This window comes from Saccharothrix sp. NRRL B-16348 (assembly GCF_001280085.1).
Classification (GTDB): Bacteria; Actinomycetota; Actinomycetes; order Mycobacteriales; family Pseudonocardiaceae; genus Actinosynnema.
This window is the reverse complement of record NZ_LGED01000239.1, coordinates 1-20,194: the sequence shown is the minus strand read 5'-3', so window position 1 is coordinate 20,194 and position 20,194 is coordinate 1. Positions and strand designations below refer to the sequence as shown.

Annotated in this window: 19 protein-coding genes; 4 read left to right on the top strand and 15 right to left on the bottom strand. The window is 73.2% G+C overall.

Annotated features, from left to right (window positions below):
- Positions 1–21: 21 nt before the first annotated feature.
- The gene (locus tag ADK67_RS37660; RefSeq protein WP_082404422.1) at positions 22–1,857 is read right to left on the bottom strand and encodes a glycosyltransferase; all 1,836 of its coding nucleotides are present in this window, start codon (positions 1,855–1,857) and stop codon (positions 22–24) included.
- Between ADK67_RS37660 and ADK67_RS49850 the strand changes: the two genes are divergently transcribed.
- Complete coding sequence (locus tag ADK67_RS49850) at positions 1,804–2,877, top strand: alpha/beta fold hydrolase (protein ID WP_082404424.1); 1,074 nt, start codon at positions 1,804–1,806, stop codon at positions 2,875–2,877. The genes ADK67_RS37660 and ADK67_RS49850 overlap by 54 nt on opposite strands.
- Here ADK67_RS49850 and ADK67_RS37650 read toward each other — a convergent pair.
- Together ADK67_RS37650 and dacB are read right to left on the bottom strand one after the other, a co-directional pair.
- Entirely contained in the window at positions 2,867–4,021 is a 1,155-nt protein-coding gene (locus ADK67_RS37650; RefSeq protein WP_053721346.1) for a serine hydrolase domain-containing protein, read from the bottom strand. The two genes, ADK67_RS49850 and ADK67_RS37650, sit on opposite strands and share 11 nt — an antisense overlap.
- Complete coding sequence (dacB, locus tag ADK67_RS37645; RefSeq protein ID WP_053721345.1) at positions 4,018–5,589, bottom strand: D-alanyl-D-alanine carboxypeptidase/D-alanyl-D-alanine endopeptidase; 1,572 nt, start codon at positions 5,587–5,589, stop codon at positions 4,018–4,020. The genes ADK67_RS37650 and dacB overlap by 4 nt, the downstream gene beginning before the upstream one ends.
- Positions 5,590–5,706: 117 nt before the next feature.
- Here dacB and ADK67_RS37640 point away from each other — a divergent pair, with 117 nt between their 5' ends.
- Together ADK67_RS37640 and ADK67_RS37635 are read left to right on the top strand one after the other, a co-directional pair.
- On the top strand, positions 5,707–6,363 hold the full coding sequence (locus tag ADK67_RS37640) for a response regulator transcription factor (protein ID WP_053721344.1): 657 nt from the start codon (positions 5,707–5,709) through the stop codon (positions 6,361–6,363).
- Positions 6,360–7,514: a sensor histidine kinase gene (locus ADK67_RS37635; protein WP_231648548.1), complete on the top strand. Its 1,155-nt coding sequence runs from the start codon at positions 6,360–6,362 to the stop codon at positions 7,512–7,514. Before ADK67_RS37640 ends, ADK67_RS37635 begins: the two co-directional genes overlap by 4 nt.
- On the opposite strand, the gene ADK67_RS37630 is transcribed toward ADK67_RS37635, so the two are convergent.
- From ADK67_RS37630 to ADK67_RS37610, 5 genes are all read right to left on the bottom strand, one after another.
- Positions 7,478–7,957: a SitI3 family protein gene (locus ADK67_RS37630; RefSeq protein WP_053721342.1), complete on the bottom strand. Its 480-nt coding sequence runs from the start codon at positions 7,955–7,957 to the stop codon at positions 7,478–7,480. The genes ADK67_RS37635 and ADK67_RS37630 overlap by 37 nt on opposite strands.
- Positions 7,958–7,978: 21 nt before the next feature.
- Complete coding sequence (locus ADK67_RS37625) at positions 7,979–9,220, bottom strand: hypothetical protein (protein WP_053721341.1); 1,242 nt, start codon at positions 9,218–9,220, stop codon at positions 7,979–7,981.
- Positions 9,217–9,528, bottom strand: a complete 312-nt coding sequence (locus tag ADK67_RS37620) for a type VII secretion target (RefSeq protein ID WP_053721340.1) — start codon at positions 9,526–9,528, stop codon at positions 9,217–9,219. Before ADK67_RS37620 ends, ADK67_RS37625 begins: the two co-directional genes overlap by 4 nt.
- Before the next feature lie 11 nt (positions 9,529–9,539).
- Positions 9,540–10,070: a YbaB/EbfC family nucleoid-associated protein gene (locus tag ADK67_RS37615; RefSeq protein ID WP_197289805.1), complete on the bottom strand. Its 531-nt coding sequence runs from the start codon at positions 10,068–10,070 to the stop codon at positions 9,540–9,542.
- 105 nt (positions 10,071–10,175) lie between these two features.
- Positions 10,176–10,853, bottom strand: coding sequence for a glycoside hydrolase family 11 protein (locus ADK67_RS37610; protein WP_053721338.1), 678 nt, complete (start codon positions 10,851–10,853; stop codon positions 10,176–10,178).
- Between the two features lie 508 nt (positions 10,854–11,361).
- Here ADK67_RS37610 and ADK67_RS37605 point away from each other — a divergent pair.
- A complete protein-coding gene (locus ADK67_RS37605) occupies positions 11,362–15,351 on the top strand; it encodes an nSTAND1 domain-containing NTPase (protein ID WP_053721337.1) in 3,990 nt (1,329 codons plus the stop codon).
- 4 nt (positions 15,352–15,355) lie between these two features.
- Here ADK67_RS37605 and ADK67_RS37600 read toward each other — a convergent pair whose 3' ends face one another.
- The 7 genes from ADK67_RS37600 to ADK67_RS37575 all read right to left on the bottom strand — a co-directional run bounded on the left by ADK67_RS37600 (position 15,356) and on the right by ADK67_RS37575 (position 20,132).
- Positions 15,356–16,486, bottom strand: coding sequence for a hypothetical protein (locus ADK67_RS37600; protein ID WP_053721336.1), 1,131 nt, complete (start codon positions 16,484–16,486; stop codon positions 15,356–15,358).
- Between the two features lie 108 nt (positions 16,487–16,594).
- Positions 16,595–16,795 carry a hypothetical protein gene (locus tag ADK67_RS37595; RefSeq protein WP_053721335.1) on the bottom strand — a complete coding sequence of 67 codons (201 nt, stop codon included), beginning with the start codon at positions 16,793–16,795 and terminating at the stop codon, positions 16,595–16,597.
- A 168-nt stretch (positions 16,796–16,963) separates the two neighbouring features.
- Positions 16,964–17,398 carry an ABC transporter ATP-binding protein gene (locus ADK67_RS54180; protein ID WP_269436125.1) on the bottom strand — a complete coding sequence of 145 codons (435 nt, stop codon included), beginning with the start codon at positions 17,396–17,398 and terminating at the stop codon, positions 16,964–16,966.
- A 5-nt stretch (positions 17,399–17,403) separates the two neighbouring features.
- Entirely contained in the window at positions 17,404–17,517 is a 114-nt protein-coding gene (locus tag ADK67_RS54175; RefSeq protein WP_157621319.1) for a keywimysin-related RiPP, read from the bottom strand.
- 283 nt (positions 17,518–17,800) lie between these two features.
- A complete protein-coding gene (locus ADK67_RS37585) occupies positions 17,801–18,193 on the bottom strand; it encodes an STAS domain-containing protein (RefSeq protein ID WP_053721333.1) in 393 nt (130 codons plus the stop codon).
- Between the two features lie 50 nt (positions 18,194–18,243).
- On the bottom strand, positions 18,244–18,663 hold the full coding sequence (locus ADK67_RS37580) for a response regulator (protein WP_231648547.1): 420 nt from the start codon (positions 18,661–18,663) through the stop codon (positions 18,244–18,246).
- A complete protein-coding gene (locus ADK67_RS37575; RefSeq protein WP_053721358.1) occupies positions 18,660–20,132 on the bottom strand; it encodes a PAS domain-containing sensor histidine kinase in 1,473 nt (490 codons plus the stop codon). The genes ADK67_RS37580 and ADK67_RS37575 overlap by 4 nt, the downstream gene beginning before the upstream one ends.
- Between the last annotated feature and the right edge of the window lie 62 nt (positions 20,133–20,194).

Below are 20,194 nucleotides of genomic sequence, written 5' to 3'. Positions count from 1 at the left end.
CCCGCCCGGGGGCGGGGAACGTCACGGACGCGCGAGGAGCGCGGCCACTTCCGAACGCCACTCCAGCACCACGTCGAACAGGCCGGCGACGGCGTCCAGCTCGGTCAACGGCGCCGGCCCGCCGCGCAGCGCGGCGACGAAGTCCGCGTACGCGCCGCTGACGGGTGGCGCGACCAGGTCCGCGGTCGGTGCGGCGCCCGTGACCGAGAGGTGGAACCGGGGTTCGCCCCAGCCGAGCTCGATCGTGCCGGTCACCCCGCCCGCCACGGCCACCGCCCGCACTTGGGAACGGGTCGCGGCCACCGTCCGCACGTCGGTCACGGGCACGCCGAGCACCCGTTCCACGGCGTCCAGCGCGTCCGGGCCGAGTTCGGCGACGAGGTCACGGCCCTCGGGGCGCTCCAGTTGCACGGTGAAGCCCTCCGCGCCGCCCTCGGCCACGGCCTTGCCCAGCTCGACCAGCTCCGGGTGGTGCGCCCACGGCAGGTCGACGGAGCACCGGCCGGGCGCCTGCCGCGCACCCTCGACCAGGCGTGCCAGGTCGTCCACGGCGCGCTTGCCCAGCAGGACGTGCAACCCCCGGCGCAACGCGGTGAGCGCCGCCGCGGTGTCCGGCCCGCTCACCACGACACCTTCCGCCGGAACCGTCGACACCAGGCTCACGCCGTCCCGCAACGCCCACGACGCACCGTGCGCGCGTGCGACGGGCAGCAACGCGCGCACGTCCGGATCAGCGACGCCGACGATCCGCACCCCGCGCACCGCCGGCACCGGGTCCGCGCCGACGACCACGACCCGCACGTCGGCGGGTTCGGCGGTGGCCAGCGCGCGGTCGCTGGCGAAGAAGCTCAGGTCGGCCGGGGCGGAGTCCGGGTCCGCGCGCACCGACACCCGCGGCCGGTCCAGGTCGGCGTAGTCCTTCTCGACCGGCACCCACGCCAGGTCCGCGGCCGCGTGCTCCGGGCCGGTCGCGAACACCTCCGCCCACCGGCTGCGGATCACGCGCATGTGCCGCTTCCAGATGGGCAGCTTGTCGTGGCCGACGTGGTTGAACGTGGTGCCCTCGAAGTGCCGCATCGCCACCGACCCGACGTAGCGCAGCCGTTCGCCGTCGGCGCGCAGGCGGCAGCACAGGTCGACGTCCTCGCACAGCGAGACCGGGTCGAACGACTCGTCGAACCCGCCGACCCGGCGGAACGAGCTGTGCCGCACCATCAGCGCGGCGGTCGGCGCCCACGACTGGTCGCGGTGCTCGCGGTGCTCCGCGCCGAGCGGCTTGCCCCGCCCGACGGGTCCGATGCGGCCGTCGGCGGTGGACGCGCCGCCCGCGCACTGCACCAGCTCGCGGTCACCGGGGTAGAGCAGCAACGGCGACACCGCGCCCAGCCGGGGATCGGCGGCCAGTTCGGCGGCGAGCACCTCCACGACGTCCGGGTCGTCGACGAGCACGTCGTTGTCGACGAAGAACAGGAACTCGCCGCGGGCCACCGCCGCGCCGACGTTGCGCCGTTCGCTGCCGCCGCGGTCGTCCTCGTGGCGCAGCACCGTGAGGGGACGGGGGTGGTCCAGCGCGGCCAGGTGCTCGGCGGTGCCGTCGTCGGAACCGTTGTCCACCACGACGATCTCGAACTCGCCGGACGCGCGGGCCAGGGACGCCAACGCCCGGCGCGTGTACTCCAGGCGGTTGCGGACCAACATGACGACCGAGACCAGGCCCGGTACCGGGGTCGGGTTCACACTGCGGCCCTTCACCGATGGGAATCGTCCAGACGCGGCACGGCGTTGCGCCGGGTCGAGCACGACATGGGGTGTGGTGGTGCCCGCGCGCAGCGGTGGCGTCGCCGCCGACCGCCTCATCGGTCGTCCATTCCACTATGGTGGAATTCGACCACGAATCACTGGTTGCCGTGCGGAAAACCGGCGACGACAACCCGCCTCCCGGCGAGCTGGATCGTTACCGGCGCTGATCGTAGAGGCTGTCCGGCGGGTGCGCCAGCCCATGAATCGGACTTCCGAAGGGAAACCGTGGACGACGTCGCCCACCTCGCGGTGTCGGGCCGCGAACCGCGCTTTCGCGATGATCGGGAACAAACCGATGAGCCCATTCGGACGGCATTGTTCTGCCATGCGGCGGGCTTTACCGGTCTCGTTTGGCGGTCCTGTGTGAAAAACCTGCGGACGCCTTTGCGCGCCGTCACCCCCGACCTGCGCGGCCACGGTTCCGCGCCGCCGTTGGCGCCGGACGCGGACTGGGGCGTGTTCGCCGACGACGTCCTCGACGCGGCACGCACGTCGGGCCCGGGACCGCTGATCGGCGTGGGCCACTCGTTGGGCGCGACGTCGTTGCTGCTGGCCGAAGCACGGGCGCCGGGCACGTTCGACCTGCTGATCTGCTTCGAACCGATCCTCGCGACCCGGCACGACCCGGCCTTCGCCGAGGCGGCGGCCCGGCGGCGCGCGGTGTTCCCGTCCCGTGCCGACGCGCTCGGCCGGTGGTCCTCCCGGCCGCCGCTGTCCCGGCTCGCGCCGGACGTCCTCGCCGACTACGTCGAGTCCGGGCTGGCCGAGGACCCGGACGGCGTGCGGCTGCGGTGCGCGCCGGAGGTGGAAGCGCACCTGTTCCGGACCGCGATCTCGTGCCCGTGGCGGGAGGCGCTGCCCGCGGTGCGGTGCCCGACCGTGTTCCTGCGCGGCGCGGAGTCGGTGGTGGTGACCGGCGAATCGCTCGCGGCGGCGTGCGCCGCACTGCCCGCGGGACGGTTCGGCGAGGTGCCGGACCTGGACCACCTGGGTCCGCTGGTCCGGCCGCGCGGGTTCGCCGAAGTCCTCGACGGGCTGTTCGCGGAGTTCCGCGGACAGCCCGCGGCTACGCCGTGATGAGGCGCCGGGCCAGGCCGACGATCGGGTTGACGCTGGTGTCGTAGTTGCTCAGCACGATCGTCACCCAGCCGAGGCCGGGGTAGACGTCCAGCCGGGTGGCCGTGCCGGGGCCGCCGCCGGAGTGCCCGACGACGCGGTGCCCGCCGGTGACGGTGTGGCGGAACCCGTAGCCGTAGAACTCGGCCTGGCCGGGCGGGTCCGCCGGTGGCAGGGCGACCTTGCCGCCGGTGACGAGCCCGGTGAACGCCGGGCCGAGCAGCTCGCCCGCGGTGAGCGCGCGGGCGAAGGCGAGCAGGTCGGACGCGGTGGCGTACGCGCCGCCGGCCGGGCCGTAGCTGAACGGCGCGTGCGGCGTGGTGATGAAGTCGCCGCGGACGCCGGAGGGTTGTGTCCAATAAGGACGGGCGATGGTGTCGTCGGACAGCACGCGTGGTCGGCCGTGGAAGTCGCCGTGGGACATGCCCGACGGTTGGAAGACGTGCCGGCGGACGTGGTCGAACACGGAGTGCCCGGCCACTCGCGCCACGATGGCGCCGAGCACGAAGAACCCGTCGTTGCTGTAGGTGTGCCGGGTGCCGGGCGTGAACTGCGGTGGCGTGCGGCGGATGATCGCCAGCGTGCCGTCCATGACCTCGTCGAGGCTGGTCCACTCCAGACCGGCCGGGGGACCGGCGCCGAGCGCTGGCCTGCCGATGCCGGACGTGTGGGTCAGCAGGTGGTGCACGGTGACGGTGTCCGCGACCTCGGCCGGGAAGCCGTCGAGGTGGGCGCCGAGGGTGTCGTGGAACGCGATCCGGCCCTGCCGCACCAGTTGCGCGATCGATACGGCGATGAACGTCTTCGTGATCGACGCGAGGCAGAACACGGTGTCCGGGCCGTTGGGCAGCTGCCGTTCCTTGTTGGCCATGCCGTGGGAGCGCAGCAGCACGGGCCGGCCGTGGTGGGCGAGCAACACCGTGCCGGAGAACTGGTCCTGCGCGGCCTGGTCGGCGACGAACCGGTCGAACGCGCCGCCGGGACGCAGGTCTTTCGGCGGCGCGGCCGGACCGGGCGTGGCGTCGGCCGCACCGGGCGCGGCGGCGAGCGCGCCACCGGCCAGCGCGCCGAGCAGGACTGATCGTCGTGACGTCGGACGGGTCATCGCGGGCTCCTGCCGAGCGTCTCGTACACGGCGGCGGCGATCTCGGCCATCGCCTCCTGCGCCTGGTCGGCGAGGCCGCGGGCGGCGTCCGCCGTCGTCTCCTGCCTCATGAACTGGGCGAACGTGAGCCACCGGCCGCCCGGCAGCTCGACGTACCCGGCGAGGGCCTTGTTGACCGCCGTGCCGCCCGTCGGGGCGCGCATGACGCCGGTGCCCGTCTTGGCGTAGACGTGGCCCGCGGCCGGCGACGTCGGCTGGTTGCCGGCGAGGGTGCCGTCCCGGCCCATGATCGGCAGCGCCCGGTGGTAGCGGTCGAAGTGCGGTCGCCGCCTCAGGTGCGCCAGGAACTTCGTGAACGTGACCGCGGTGTACCGGCCGTCCGCCGCGCCGGCCGGGTCGGGATCGAGGCCCGCCGCGCGGAACAGCTCGCGCCGGTACCGGTGGTAGGTCTCCTTCGGCGTGATCGGGTCACGTCCCGCGATTGCGCCCACCAGGTACGGGAACGTGACGGTGTGCACGTTGGAGCTGGCCTTGAGCATCACCTTCACCTCCTCCGCCAACGGTGGCGAGACCTGCTCGGCCAGGGGAGCGCCGCGCCACCGTGCCGGAGCGTCCGCCGACGCGCCGCCCGTCACCCGCACGCCGTGCTCGCACAGCGCTTCGGCGAACACCGTGGCCGCGAACAGCGCCGGGCTCGGCACGAAGTACGCCACGTGCCGGGGCGGACCGCCGAGGGGGACGTCGCCGGTGACCGTGACGGTGTGGGTGCCGTCGGGGTGCGTGACGTCGTCGGTGAACGCGAGCGGCCGCGCCGGTCCGGCGGCGGGCACCGTCGTGACCTGGCCGGTGAAGCGCACGTAGCCGGTGTCCGGCGCCGCCCGCACGACGGCCGGCGCACCGGCGGTGTCGCCCGGTGTCACGACGGCGTGCACGACCTGGTCGTTGACCGTCATCGGCGACACGGTGACCTTCGCGTCGCCCATCGCGATGCCTTCCCGCGCCTCGAGGAACAGCGAGACGTCCACCAGGACCCGGCCCTCGACGTGCCGGACGCCCGCCGACACCTGCCGCGCCAGGTCGCGGATCTCCCGCAACGGGTCCGGCAAAGGCGCGCCGCCCGGGTAGGTCGGGTCGGGCTCGGGCACGGCCGGTGTGCCGTCCGGTCTCATCCGGCCGGACAGCAGCAGGTCGCCGCCCGCCACCAGCACCAGATCGCCCCGGAGCACGCCGCGCACGACCGGGCCCGTCCGGTGGACTCTGGTGCGGAACCGGTGGTCGGGCCCGAGCGCCTCGAACGCCGTGCCGGCGACGAAGACCTTGACCGCCGAGGCGGCGACGAACAACTCGTCCGGGCTCAGCGCGTAGACGACGTCGCCGGTGTCGGGTGAGTAGAAAGCCATGCCCCACTGGGATCCGGCGAACACCGGCCGGTTCACGACGGCCCGGATCCTCGCGTCCAGCCCCGGTGTCGCGGCACGGGACGTCCCACCGAACACGCCGGTCGCGGCCAGCGGAACGGCGCCCAGCACGCCGAGCACCGTCCGCCTCGACGGTTTGTCCCCGGTCATCACATCTCCCCTCGACGAGCGGCACGCGGTCGTGGCCAGTTCTACGGGCGGACGCGGATCGGGAGCCGATCACGCGGCCATACGTGATCCATAGGTCCGGGCTGCGAGACTGCGCCCGTGCGGGTGCTGCTGGTGGAGGACGAACAGCCGCTGGCCGGGTACATCGCCGCCGGGCTGCGCAAGCACGGCTGCGCGGTCGACATCGCCCTGGACGGCGGCGCCGCCCTGGAGAAGGTCGACCTCGCGCCGTACGACGTGGTGGTGTTGGACCGCGACCTGCCGGTGGTGCACGGGGACACGGTGTGCCGGCGGGTGGCCGCGCTCGGCACGTCCCGGATCCTGATGCTGACCGCGTCCGTCGCGGTCGAGGACCGGGTGGACGGGCTCGGCCTCGGCGCGGACGACTACCTCGGCAAGCCGTTCGCGTTCACCGAACTCCTCGCCCGCGTGCGTGCATTGGCCCGACGCACGGGCGCCGCGCGGCCTCCGGTCCTGCGTGCGGCCGACGTCGTGCTCGACGCGGCCCGGCGCACGGTGGAGCGCGGCGGCCGGCTGCTGCACCTGACCCCGAAGGAGTTCGGTGTGCTGGAACAACTCCTGGCCGCCGGAGGTGCCGTGGTGAGCGCGGAGACGTTGCTGGACAAGGTGTGGGACGAGCACGCCGACCCGTTCACCAACGCCGTCCGGATCACCGTGGGCACGTTGCGGCGCAAGCTCGGCGAGCCGCCGGTCATCCACACCGTGACCGGCGCGGGCTACCGGATCGAGCCGTGAGGGTGCCGGTCTCCGCCCGCGGGCGGCTCGCGATCCTCTACACCGCACTGGTCTTCGCCGCGGGCGTGGTGCTGGCCGCGCTCACGTACGTCCTGGTGCGCCGTGGTCTCGAAGGCCGGCCGAAGCTGCTCGTCACCTACGGCGGCGGCCCGCGACCGGCCGAGGCCGAGGCGGCGTTCGAGACGATCGACCGGCTGCACGACGAGATCCTCACGCAGCTGCTCACCCGGTCCGCGGTCGCCCTGGCGATCGTGACCCTGCTCGCCGCCGTGCTGGGTTGGCTGGTGGCGGGGCGGGTGCTGCGCCCGATCCGGGCCATCTCCGGCACGGCGCGGCGGCTGTCGGCGGAGAACCTGTCCGAGCGCGTGCCCGTCACCACGCCCGCCGACGAGCTGGCCGAGCTGGCGGAGACGGTGAACGGGATGCTCGACCGCATCCAGTCCGGCATCGCCGACCGCGACCGGCTGCTGCACGGCCAGCGCATGTTCGTCGCCAACGCCGCCCACGAGCTGCGCACACCGCTGACCACCATGCGCACCGCCATCGACGTGACCCTCGACGGCCGCCCCGGCGCCGACGAGCTGCTCGTCATGGCGGGGGACGTGCGTGACGCGATCGTGCACGGCCAACGCACCCTGGACGGCCTGCTCACCCTTGCCCGCTGCCACACCGGGCCGTCCGAGGGGCACGCCGTCGACCTGGCGGACGTCGTGGCCGGCATCGTCGGCACGGTGCCCGACGACGTCGAGCTGCGCACCGACCTGGGCCCGGCGGCGATCACCGGCGACCCGGTCCTGCTCGACCGCATGGTCGCCAACCTGGTCGACAACGCCGTGCGCTACAACGACACGGGCGGCCACGTCGCGGTGAGCACCGGCACGACCGCCGGGCACACCCGGCTGCGCGTCGCCAACACCGGCCCGCTCCTCGACCCCGACGCGGTGGACGGGCTGGTCGAACCGTTCGTCCGCGGCACGGCGACGCGCACCCGGACCGACGGCGCGGGACTGGGCCTCTCGATCGTGCGCGCTGTCGTGGAGGCGCACGGCGGCCTGCTGCGCACCACCGCACGGCCCACCGGCGGCCTGGACGTCACCGTCACGTTCCCGGCGGCTCACTCGTCCGGGAACACCGTGGTCTCGCGGCGGTAGGGCCGGCCGAGCAGGGCGAGGCGCTCGGGCGGCCAGAGGTCGTCCCGGTCGTTGAGCAGCAGCTCACCGCCGCGGCGCACCAGCCAGATCGTCTCGAAGTCGTGGTGCAGCACCGCGTCGCCCGGGACCCTCGCCAGCAGCCCGGCCGACAGGCGCACGACGTCGCCCTGCTGGCGGCCGATGTCGGTCTTGGCCAAGCGGCAGGCGACGCGCACCGTGGGCGCCGCGCCCAGCACGTCCACCACCGGGTTCCACGGCTGAGGCTTGTCCGCCAGGACGCGCAGCCACGTGCCGCCGGTCGTCACCGCGTCCTCGCCGAGCAGGCGGTGGCCGGTGACGGCCGCGTCGAGCAGCCCGGCGGCGACGCCGACGTCGCGCAACGCGTCGGCGACCTGCCCCACCGGTCGCGGTGTGGCGAGCGCGAGACTGTACGAAATGGACACTGGGCAATCCTCGGTCGCGGGCTACGGGTACAAGTGAACCACGGAGCCGTTCTTGTCGATGACGATGACTTCCTTCAGGCCCTCGATCGGCCAGTCGCGCATCTGGCCGCGCAGCCGCTCCACGTCGACCGGGCTGTCGGCGAGGTTGACCACGACCCGGTCGGTCTGGCCTTCCGCGACCTTCTCCGCGATCCGGCTGTGGATGTTGCGGGGACTGCCCGTCGACGGTGCGATGTTGTCGAAGATCCGGCCCTCGATCCGGTAGTCCGGGTTCTTGGCGCCCGGGACGGTCGGGTTCTGCTCGACGTCGTACCCGGCGCGGGCGAGGGTGGTCGCCGACTCGTTCTCCCGCTGCAGCGACCGCTTGGTGTCCGCGTCCTCCTTCGGGTCGATCTTGGTGCGGGTGCCGCCGGGTTCGGCGTTCGGGTCCGGGGTGCGGGACGGCCCGGTGGGTCCGCCGCCGCTCGGCGTCGGCGTCTTGGGGTCGTCCGGCGGCTTGCCGCCGTTGCCGCCGCGCCGCAGGTCGTCCATCTTCTTGCGGATCTGCTTGAACAGGTCGCCCAAGCGGCGCAGCAGCGGCATCAGCTTCTGCATGGTGCGCATGAGCTGCTTGATGAGCTGGGCGATCCGCGCGGCCCACTTGGCGGCGGCGGCCGAGGCCTGGACCGCGGCGGCGGGCAGGCCGATGATGGTCAACGCCTCCGCCGCCCACACCGCGAGGCGTCCCACCAGGTCGGCGATCAGGTCGCGCACCGTCTCGCGGACCACGCCGACGACCACGCCGGCCAGCTCCACCGCGCTGCCCAGACCGGAGGCGGCCTGGGCCGCCGCGCCGATCACCGCGACGACGTCCGCGGCACGGGCCCGGTAGGCGTCGGCGGCCTTGCCCGCCCACGCGGCGGTGTCCGCGGTGTGCTCGGCGCCGTACGCCGCGTGCACCTCGCCGACGGCGGTCGCGATGTTCTTCCACGTCCTGGCGTGCGCCGCCACGGCGTCGGCGTTGCCCGCGAGCTTGTCCAGCGCCTCCCGCAGCGGGCCGACGTGCTCGATGATGAACGAGACGAGGCTCGACGCCACCGAGCCGAACGGGTCCATGACCACGCTCAGCGCTTCCAGGCCGGTGCCCGCCGCGCCCAGCCCGATGTCGACCCAGTCGCCGCTCTCGATGCCCTGCACCAGGTCGCTGACCGACTCGGCGATGCCGATGCCGGTGTAGGACCGGGTGGAGTCGCGCTCCGGCGCGACCAGCGGGTTGCCGGTCACCGCAGGCCGCTTTCGACGGCGCTGAACCCGCGCACGGCGGCCAGGTCCTCGGAGTCGTAGGCGTCGGCCGTGTCGCGCAGGTTCTCGGCCACGGTCCCGAGGCCGTCGCGGGCGGCACTGAGCGCTTCGTGCGCGAGGGCTTCCACGTCGTTGAACAACGGTGGCAGGAACTGGCACAGGACGCCGTAAGCGCCGTCGGGCATCACCTGCCCCGCGGCGTCCACCGCGGTGCCCAGGCTTGCCGCGTGGGCGTCGACCTTGCCCGCGTGGGCGCGGAGGTCTCCGCCGATCACCTCGAAACCGGCCATGGTCCCCTCGGTCAGCTCTCGTCGAAGACGGTGTCGTCGCCGAACTCGTCGTGGTCGGTCGGCTCGCGTCGCGCCGGCCCGGCGCTCGGCCGCCCGGTGCTCGACGGCCCGGTGCCCTGCCGCCCGGTGCTCGACGGCCCGCCGCGGGGGTCGGGTTCGTCGGGTGCGGCGAACTTCTGCGCGTAGTAGCCCGCGATCCGCGCGGCGCCGTCCTCGTCGAGGGTGTCGCCCGCGATCTCGCGGACACGCGAGGTGATCTGCGCTTTCGCGTCGTTGAGCGCGATGAGCAACTGCCGGCCCAGGTCGTCGGGCGTGGTGCGGGCGAGCTGGTCGGTGAACCTCGCGTCGACCAGCGCGCCGTCCGCGTCGACGGTGACCGTGACGACGCCGCTGGGGCTGGTGGCGCTGATCCGCACGCCCTCGACCCGCTGCTGGAGCTGCTGGTACCGCTCGGCCTTGTGCTCGAAAGTGGCGACCCACGCGTCCAAACCGCGTTCGACCTCGGCTGGGTCGCCGCCGATTAAGTCACCCGGCACGGTCATGCCGACGACCATACCGCCGGACCCCGGTCGGTGGGCGGAAATCGGTGCCGGACAGCGAAGTGGCGCGGCGGCACCGTTGCCGCCGCGCCACCGGTCCTGGGGGTCCTAGCTCACGGTGATGTTCGAGTTGCCGCTGCTCTGGTAGCCCTCGGTCGCCATGATCATGTAGTAGCGGAAGCTGCCCAGCTGCATGCCCGCCCGCGACCACGCGTCGAAGTGGTTGCCGGTGGTGATGGTGCCGCCGGTCTTCTTCTGCTGCCGGACGCTCCAGAACTGGGGGAACGTCTTGGTGCCCTCCACCGACGGGGCGTTGTAGCGCATCGTCTGGTAGATGTCGTACGTGCCGCCGTCGCTGGTGACCGTGCCCCGGTGCTGGCCGGTGGGCCGGTAGTTGCCCCAGTTGTCCACGATGTAGTACTCCACGAGTGGGCCCGAGGTCCAGCCGTAGAGGCACAGGTAACCGTTGCCGGAGGGGTTGAAGCTGCCCGAGTAGCGCACGGTCCGCCGGGACCCGGTGCTCCAACCCTTGCCGCACACGAAGTTGCCGGTGTTGCGCCACGACGTGCTGTACTGCCCGCCCGACCCCATGGTCATGGAGACGGTGTTCTGGGCGTCGGTCCAGAACGAGTAGTAGTAACCGTTGTGGGTGCCCGTCTGGTTCGTGGTGACGGTCTGGGCGTGGGCGGTGCCGGGCAGGATCAGCCCGGACGTGACCGCCAAGGCTCCGGCGCCGCCGATGAACATCCTGCGGCTGATCGGGTGCGCAGGGGCGTTGTCGTCCATTTGTGTGCTTCCTCCTCGTTGAGGCCAGCGAAGGGTCACCCGTCGTGCCGCGAAACCGGCAGGCCGGAACGGCGGCAGCGGCGCTCCGGAGTCGTACACTGCGACGAGGTGTCGAACGCGTCTTTCCCTTTGACGGTTGGACACCGGGGTCGCGTGGGTGACCCGATCGACATCGGTCCAGGGTTTGTCGATGCAGACAGTGTTCGGCCGACTCCGGCGCGCTGTCAACAATTCTCGTAAGGTTGCGAAACCCTTATCGCAATATTGCGCAACTTCGCTCGTCGCGCGGCTGTCTCAAATGCATCGGGCCTGGTGTCGGCATTGTCCCGCACAGTGGTCCGGCGCGCTTGGTGAAAAGTTTCGGAAAGCTATCGAACATCGCCGGGGTGCGGAGTCGCGGTGGGCCGACCCGGTCCGGCGTCCCAAGATCACCCGATCGTGCGCGGCATTCGGCCGTGCGCACTGGGAAGAATGGCCTAGGGGACGTCGGGTGTCGGGGGATTCGTCCATGGTGTCAGCGCGGGTGTTGCCGGCGGCTGTCGTGCGGGTGCGCGACGGTCGGGGGCTGGTGGTGGGCGCGGGTTTCCTGGTCGCGCCGGATCTGGTGTGCACGTGCGCGCACGTGCTGGCCGAGGGCGCCGAGCCGCCGCCGGGGCCGGTGCGGGTCGACTTCCCGATGGTGCCGGGCGTCCCGGTCCGCACGGCGGTGGTCGCGGCGTGGCGGCCGGTGCTGCCCGACGGGCGCGGTGACATCGCGCTGCTGCGGTTGACCGGGCCGCCGCCGGAGGGTTCCGCCGCGGTGGCGCTCGGCGCGGCGGAGAACCCGTGGGGGCAGCGGTTCCGCGTGCCGGGCTTCCCGGCCGGCCACGAGGACGGGGTGTGGGTCGGCGGCAGCCTGCGCGAGCGGCAGGGCACCGGGTGGGTGCAGATGCAGGCCGACGACGGGCCGCGGATCGCGCGCGGCTTCAGCGGCTCGCCGGTGTGGAGCGAGGACCTGTCGGCGGTGATCGGCATGACGGTGGCCGCCGAACGCGGCTCGGGCACCGCCTACCTGATCCCGGCCGAGGCGCTGGTCGAGGTCGCGGGCGTGCTGGCGCCGCCGTGCCCGTTCCGGGGCCTGCGGGCGTTCCGCGCCGAGGACGCGCGGTACTTCTTCGGGCGGGACGAGGAGGTCGAGCGGCTCGCCGAACGGGTGGCGCGGCAGCGGATCGTGCTGGTGGTCGGGCCGTCGGGGTGCGGCAAGTCGTCGTTGGTCGACGCCGGGCTGCGGCCACGGCTGGAGGCGGCGGGCACCCCGGTGGCGATCGTGCGACCGGCGCCCGGCCAGTCGGCGCACGACCTGCTGGCCGTGCTGCGCCCGGTCGCCGTGCCCGGCTCGGTGCTGGTGGTCGACCAGTTCGAGGAGGTCGTCACCACCGATCCGGGCACCGCGCGGGACGTGCTGTGCCTGCTGGACGAGGTGACCGCCGCGCCGGACGGGCCGCGGGTCGTGCTCACGCTGCGCGCGGGTTCCCTGGACGGGCTGCTGGCGACGGGCGGGGTGCCCGCGTTGGACGACGCGACGGTGTTCCTCGCGCCCTTGGCCGGCGACCGGCTGCGGCAGGCCGTCGAACGTCCCGTGGCGCTGACCCCCGGCGTGGCCTACCAGGACGGTGTGGTCGACCGGGTGCTCGCCGACGCGCAGGACTGCGAGGCCCTGCTGCCGCTGGTCGAGTTCACCCTCACCGAGCTGTGGAAGGCGCAGGAGGCCGGTCTGCTCACCTTGCGCGCCTACGACGAGCTCGGCGGTGTCGCGGGCGCGTTGGCGGGCCACGCCGAGCGGTTCTACCGCGACCTCGCCCCGGCCGAGCGCGAACCGGTGCGGCGGCTGCTGGTCCGCCTGGCCCGACCCGCCGATGATGGCTTCGCGTTGCGCCCCACCAGGCTGGACGACGTGCCCGACGACCTGCGCCGGGTGGTGGACGTGCTGCTGGGCGCACGGCTGCTGGTCGTCCGCGAGGACCCGGGCCAGCCGAGGGTGCTCGCGCTCCCGCACGAAGCCCTGCTGCGGAACTGGCGGACCCTGCGCGGGTGGCTGGAGGCCGACCGCGAGTTCCTGGCCTGGCACGCGCAGGTGCGGGAACGCGCCGAGCAGTGGGAGCGCGAGGGCCGCGACCGGAACCTGGTGCTGCGCGGCGGCCAGCTCGTCGCCGCACGGCAGTGGCTCGACCAGCGCCCGGCCGACGTGGACCGGCGCGAGCACGACTACGTGGCCGCCGGGCACGCCGTGCAGCGCCGGTCCACCCGCGTGCGGCGCGCGGCCGTGGCGGCCATGGCCGTGTTGCTGCTGGTGTCGGCCCTGCTCACGGCCCGCACGGTGTCGGCCAACCAGGAGCTGGGCACCACCGTGCGCCACCAGGCCGCGCGACTGCTCTACGACCTCGCCGAGCGGGAGGCCGGTGTCTCCGCGATGAGCGCGCTGCAGTTCGCGCTGGCGTCCTGGCGGCACGACCCGGCAGTCGGCTACGGCGCGCTGCTGCGGCAGCAGGCCGTGTTCCACGACGTCGCCGAGGTGGACGTCGACCGGTTCGCGGCGCCGATGGACGTGGTGGCCACGACCCCGACCGGTCACGTCGCCGTGTCCGCCACCGCGGCCGGCGCGCTCACCGCGTGGCACGACCCGTGGGGCGACGCGCCGCGGTCGTGGTCGCTCGGCTCGGTCGACGGCGTGCGGGGCATCCGCGTCAGCGACGACGGCACGCGGGTCGCCGTGGCCGACACGACGGCCGCGATCCGGGTGTGGGACCTGCGCGAGCGCGGCGAGCCGGTCCTGGTGCGCCCCGGTTCCGCGGAGGCGGATCCGCTGGTCGACGCCGGCCTGGAGATCTCGCCGTCGGGCGGGCACGTCGTCCTGGTGAACGACGCGTCCGTGGAGGTGTGGGACGTGGCGCGGCGGTCGCGGGTGCCGGGGTTCGCGCCGCCGCCGACCGAAGTGCTCGGTGTCGCCGCGCTGGACGACGAGCGCGGCGCGGTGGCGTTGCTCGAAGCGCGCGACGGCGGCCCGGTGTTCGCCGTGCGGTCGCTCGACACCGGCGCGGAGATCAGCTCGACGCCGGGCACGTCCAGCACGGCCCGCCAGGGGCGTATGGCGCTGCTCTGCGCGCACGACGTGCTCACCGGGCGGGACGTGTTCAGCGGCGCCGAGGTGTTCCGCCGGCACGCGCCGGACTGCGCCGACGTCGCCACCGACCTCACCGGCGAGTACCTGGCGTTCGACCCGGGCATCGAGTCGGGCAGCTTCGGCCTGGTGACCTACCTCGACCCGCGGGACGGCCGGGCCTACCAGTCCTCGACGCCGAGTTCGGACCTGACCGCGGACCAAGAGGTCGGCGGCGGCACGGTCGTGCTGCGGTCGCGGGACGGCACACCCGACATCCGCCACGTGCGCGGCCGGGCGGTGGTGCGGATGCGCCCGCCGCGCCCGGTCGAGGAGGTCGGCGCCGGGCAGTCGGCGTACGCGGGCTCGGCCGACCTGGTCAACCCGGCGTACAGCGAGGACGGGTCGCTGATGGCGGTGGTCGAGAGCGCGGGCGACCGCGTGCCCGGCCTGTCCCTGGTCGACACCCGCACCCGGCGCCGGCTGGCCCACGTGCCGGACCTGCTGCCACCGGGCCGGTTGTTCCTGCAGTTCACCCCGGACAACGCGCGCCTGCTCCTGTTCGACGGCCCGGAGCTGCTGGTGCTGGACACCCGCGACCTGGCGGAGCTGCGCCGCGTCCGGCTGCCCCGGCCCGCCGAACTCGGCGGCCAGGGCGACCGGGGCTGGCGGCGTTCGGTGGCCGCCGTGGACGACCGCACCGCCGTCACCCTGTACGCGGGGCTGCTCACCCGGTGGAACCTCGACAGCGGCGCGCCCGTCGGGGAGCCGCTGCCCGTGGGCGACACCCCGCGCGAGCTGCTGGAGGCGGCCGAACAGGGCATCGTGCTGCGCACGCCCGATCCCCACCGGGTCCTCGTCAACACGCCGCACGGCCAGCGGTGGTGGGACCTGGAGGCGCGGGCCGAGGGCGGGCACATCGCGCCCGAACCGGACTCGACGATGCTCGCCGCGGCGCTGCACCGCCCACGCCTGGCGGTCCAGTACGCGTCCGGCCGCGCCTACGTGCACGACCTGCGGACCGGTGACACGTCGGCGGCGATCCCGCTCACCGCCCACGTGTCGCCGACCGGGTTCACCCCGGACGGGAAGCTGGTCGCCTCCGGCGAGGACGAGCTGATCCAGGTGTGGGACCCGGCGACGGCACGCCTGCTCGGCGAGTTCCGGCTGCCCGACGACACGGTCGGCGCGGTGGTGGTCGGCTCCCGGCTGATCGGCGCGAACAAGCACGGCTTCGTGTCGGTGGACCTCGAACCGTCCCGCTGGTTCCCGGCCCTGTGCGCCGCCGCCGGCCGCGACTACACACCGTCCGAAGTGGAGCGACTGCCCGCGGGCGTCGAGCGGGGCAACCCCTGCGCGTGACGGCTCAGCTCGGGTCGCCCGGCGCGGGGTCGGTGGGCCGGTCCCACGAATCGGTGGTGAGCTGGGCGAGCGTGGAGCTGGTCAGCTCGGTGACCAGCAGGCTGCGGGCCAGCGGGAGCAGCCGGTGGGCCTTGCAGTGCTGGGTGGGCAGCACCGTGACCTCTTCGCCGACGACCCGGGTGTAGCCGGGGTCGAACGTGACCCGCACGACCACGTCGAGCACGTCGTCGGAGCTGATCGACGACCCCAGCAGCCACGCGCTCGGCCTGCCCGCGGGGTCGAACGCGATGTGCAGCAGTCCCGCGTCGGACACCTCGGACGACTGCAGCCGGAACCACGCGATGGTCCCGTCGGCGTCGATGCGGCCGAACGTGCCGGTGCCGTGGTCGCTGGTGCCCAGCAGCGCGACCCACAGCGCGGTCGGACCGGCCACCAGCCCCACCGGCCGGTCGGGGACGTCCAGCTGGGCGGTGGCGTGGGTCTCGGGGTTGATGCGCAGGACCTGGCTCGCGTCGTCCTGGCTGGCGTAGAACTCGCCGGACCCGGGGTGCCGTGCGACGAAGATCGGGTTCGGGCGGCCCTCGTAGAGCCGGAACCGGGACGGGTCGGCGTGGTCGATCGACAGCACGTGGTTGCTGGTCTTGAGGCTCACCCACAGCCGGTCGCCGTACTCGCCGACGTAGTGCGGCCCCTGCCCGTCGCCGGGGATGTCGATCGTGCGCAGCAGGCGCGGCGGCGCGTCGACGTCCGCGCCGCTCGGGTCGACCAGCAGGAGCCGGTTGCCGGCCTCGTGGGTCGCCCACACCATGCCCGGGTGGCGCTGCGACACGGCCAAGCCGTGCAGCATGGAGTGCGCCTCGCCCAACGGGTGCGCCCGCGCCGCCAGGACCTGCTCGCCCGCCGGGTCGAGCCGAACCTTGACCAGGTGGCTGTTGGACATCTGCGACACCAGCACGAGCGGCAGCCCGGGAACCCGGACCAGCTCGTGGGTCTGCTCCGCGTGCGGCAACCCGTACTCGACCACCGCGCGGCGCGGCACGCCCGGCGCCGGTCGGGCGTGGGCCGGACCGGCGGTCACCAGCGGCGCGGCGACGGTAGTGAGCAGCACGGATCGGTGGAACGCGCGCCGGTCCATCGGGCCTCCTCGTACCGGGATCCGGTCGGCCCAACCCTAGGCACGGCGGCGGCCCGACCACCGTCCGACGACGCGGACGAGCCCGCGTCGGGTGAACGGATTGCCTCGTCACGGGGACGCTGGCGACGAGGGCCGCGCCCACCGGAAGCGGTCAGCCGTTCCCCGGACGAACGCCCACGCGGTCCGGGCCACGGTGTCCTCGGTGCCCGTGAAGCCCTCGGCGGGGCGCAGCCGGTCGACGGTGAAGTCGAGGTCCGGGTCGTCGGCCGTGCCGCCGCCGACGACCCGGCCGCAGTTCGGCTGCCCCACGGGTCGGCGTGGTCGCGGTTGTTGAGGATCCGCAACGCGGACCGGGGGTTGGCGCCTTCGGCGATCATGTCCCGTTCCAGGTTCTCCCGTACGGTTGCGGTGATCAACGCGCGTTCGTCGGCCGAGGTCGAGCCCCGCTTGGGCAGGAAGGCGGACAGCGGTGAGTTGTCACGTGGCGAGTCGCCGGTACAGCTCGCTGTCGCTCAGCAACTGTGCCGGTGTTCCCCGTGCGGCCACGCGGCCCCCGTCGAGCAGCACGACGCAATCCGCGCTGCGGAGGGTCGACGGCCGGTGCGCGATGACGAGCAGGGCGCATTCGGCGGTGACGCGGGCAACGGTCTCGGCCAGGACGGCTTCGGTCATCGCGTCGAGTTGCGAGGTGGGTTCGTCCAGCAGGAGCAACGAAGGCTTGGTGAGCAGCGCGCGTGCCAACGCGACCCGCTGGCGTTCCCCACCGGACAGCGTGCAACCGCGGTCGCCGACCTCGGTGTCCAGCCCGGCGGGCAGGCGGTCGACGAGATCACCGAGGTCGGCGAGGCGCACCACTCGGTCGATCTCGGTCACGTCGGCGTCGGGTTCCGCGTAGGCGATGTTCTCCCGCAGCGTGATCAGTTCTTGCTCAGGATGAGGCGATCGTTGCCGTGGCGCTGCAGCAGGCCGGTCACCTTCGAGAAGGCGCCGCAGGCGATCAGGATCGGCGCCTCGTACACACGCTTGGTCATCGTGAGTCCCTTCTTGTGAGGAATCTTCGAGCGGCGCCGTCCGGTGCTTTCGCGAGCCGATGGTCGGCTGGGCGCACGTGGCGGCGGCCACGCTTCATCATGTAACCCACGACGGCCGGCGCGTGCTGATCCCCGACAGGACCACTCGTACGAGACAGGCGCCACCCGTTACCACCGTGGGTGCACTCGAACGCGTGTGCGCTCAACACTTCCGACGAACGTGCTCGTCCACGGTCGATCTTGTCGGCGTGTCGTCCGACGGGCGGTCGGTGCGGCCGACGACTCAGCCCCGACGGTCGGCCTGGTGGACGCTCTGGGTCGTGGAGATCCAGGTCAGCGCCTCGTCGACCGACGGGAACACGGTCAGCAGGGCCGCGATCGAGGTCAGCTGGATCGGCCTGAGCACGGCGCGCCCGTTCGCCACGACGGCGAGGGTGTCGATGCGGCGCCGGGCCTCCAGCAGCAGCGACAGGCCGGCGGAGCTGAAGAACCCCACCCCGGTCAGGTCGAGGACCAGTGCGGACGGGCGTTCGACCAGGCCCGACACGATGACGGCGCGGACCTCGGGAGCGGTGTCCATGTCCAGCTCGCCCGTCACGCCGACGACGAGTACGTCACCCGCTCGGGTGACACGGATGTCGAGGATCGGTGAGGGCTGCCCCATCGGCTCGGCCACGACGTCTCCCGGTGTCGGTGTTCTCGATCCACAGTTGTACCAGGCCGACGCTACGTCCCCGGACGGGGCAACGCACCCCTGCGATCGCCACGCCCCGGTCGTCCCAACCTGCGGACGGCCGCGACGATGTCGCTGTTCGACGCGCCTTTGACCAGGTGCTCACCGACGCCGGCCGACTCGACCTCGCGGTACAGCTCGCGGTCGGCGAAGGTCGACAGCGCCAGGATGGCGGTCTCCGGCGAACGGTGCCTGATCTCCCGCGCGGCCCGGCCACCGCCGCCGCCGGGCATGCGGACGTCGAGCACGACGACGGCCGGGCCGTGGCGTTCGACCAGCTCGATCGCCTCGTCCGCGTCCCGTGCCACCGCGACGACCTCGAAGTCCGGCTCGGCGTCGAGCACCTCGCGCAGGGCGTCGCGGATCATCGGGTCGTCGTCCGAGATCACCACGCTGAGCTTGGGGTCCGTCACGGCTCACCCCCGGACGAGTCCGGGATCCAGAACCGCACCACCGCGCCGCCGTCGGGGCCCTCGCCCACCGACCACCAGCCGCCCGCGGTCTCCGCGCGCTCCCGCATCTCGATCATGCCGAAGTGGTCGATCGCCGGTCGGTCGGCCGGCACGACGGCGTCGACACCCTCCGCGACTCCCACCCCGTTGTCCGCGACCTCCACCAGCGTCCCGTCGTCGACCGACGTCAAAGACACGTCGACCGAGGACGCCCTGGCGTGCTTGCGGATGTTGGCGAGGGCTTCCTGGCAGATGCGGAAGATCGTGATCGCGGACCCGGCGGGCGGCTCGTGGGCCAGCGCGTGCCGCAGCCGGTAGGTGACGCCCCACGGGCCGGCGACGTCGGTGAGGTAGTGGTCCAGGGCCTCGACCAGGCTGTGCCGGTCGAGCTCGGGCGGGCGGAGCCGGAACACCAGGTTGCGCAGCCGTCCGATGGACGCGCGGACCGCCTCGTCCAGTTGCCGCACGACGGCCGCTTCCTCCTCGGGCAGCCGGTTGGCCAGCAGTTGCAGCCGCATGCCGACGGCGACCATGGACTGGATCGAATCGTCGTGCACGTCCCAGGCGATGCGGCGCCGTTCCAGCTCCTGCGCCTCCACGAGGTGGCCGACGAGCCTGCGCTGCTCGGTCAACGTCCGCTCGACCCGTCGGCGTTCGGTCATGTCGCGGGTGACCTTGGCGAACCCGCGCAGGCGGCCCGCCTCGTCGGTCAGGGCGGTGATGACGACGTTGGCCCAGAAGCGGGTGCCGTCCTTGCGCAGCCGCCAGCCCTCGTCCTCGAACCGGCCCACCTCGGCGGCCACTTCCAGCTCACGCCACGGCTTGCGCGCCACCAGGTCCTCGGGCGGGTAGAACAGCGAGAAGTGCTCGCCGACGATGTCCTCGGCCGAGTAGCCCTTGATCCGCTCGGCGCCCGCGTTCCAGCTGATCACGCGGCCGGTCGGGTCGAGCATGAAGATGGCGTAGTCCAGCACGCCCTGCACGAGCAGCCGGAACCGCTCCTCGCTCGCCCGCAGCGCCTCCTCGGCCCGCATGCGGTCGGTCATGTCGCGGGTGACCTTCGCGAACCCGCGCAGGCGACCCGACTTCTCGAACAAGGCGGTGATGACGACGTTGGCCCAGAAGCGGGTGCCGTCCTTGCGCAGCCGCCAGCCCTCGTCCTCGAACCGGCCCACCTCCGCGGCGACCTCCAGCTCGTACCAGGGCTTGCGCGCGTCGAGATCCTCGACCGGGTAGAAGGTGGAGAAGTGCTTGCCGATGATGTCCTCGGCCGAGTAGCCCTTGATCCGCTCGGCGCCCGCGTTCCAGGTCATGACCCGGCCGGTGGCGTCCAGCATGAAGATCGCGTAGTCGACCACGCTGTCCACGAGCAGGCGGTACGCGTCCTCGGCCGGTTGTTCGACGGCGGGCTCGGCGGAGTGATCAGCCATGGCGTCACTGTGCACCATGGCCTGTCGGGTTGCCACGGCCTGCGCTCCCGGCGTCAGGGGGT